A 359-nucleotide genomic window follows, 5' to 3' on the forward strand; every position below is an offset into this window, starting at 1 on the left:
AACAACTTGTTTGCTGAACACGGCATCAACATTTCTGGTCAGTCTTTAATGACCAAAGGTGATGTTGGTTACTTGGTGATGGATGTAGACGCAACAGCATCTCAAGAAGCTTTAGATACTCTACAAGACGTTGAAGGCACAATCCGCGTTCGCGTATTGTTCTAATTCGACTCTATTTAAAAACCACAGCTGCCAAGCTGTGGTTTTTTTATTTTTGAATACTTGTTAAAATTTTATGTGCCACCCAAGCACATTCTCCGCTACTTTTTCCAAGTATTCATTTCTCTATCTAGTATTCTAATAATGCCAAATCTAAAAAGTACTCCCCACCTCCAAGCGACCTTTTTATTGCTGATTGC

At 38.7% G+C, this 359-nt stretch carries 1 pseudogene; it reads left to right on the forward strand.

The annotated features are described in order from the left end of the window. A pseudogene (locus tag B4F08_RS07325) lies at positions 1-165 on the forward strand (phosphoglycerate dehydrogenase); the annotation flags it as partial. Positions 166-359: the final 194 nt, after the last annotated feature.

Source organism: Acinetobacter sp. UBA6720 (genome assembly GCF_002454215.1).
In the GTDB taxonomy this organism is placed as follows: domain Bacteria; phylum Pseudomonadota; class Gammaproteobacteria; order Pseudomonadales; family Moraxellaceae; genus Acinetobacter.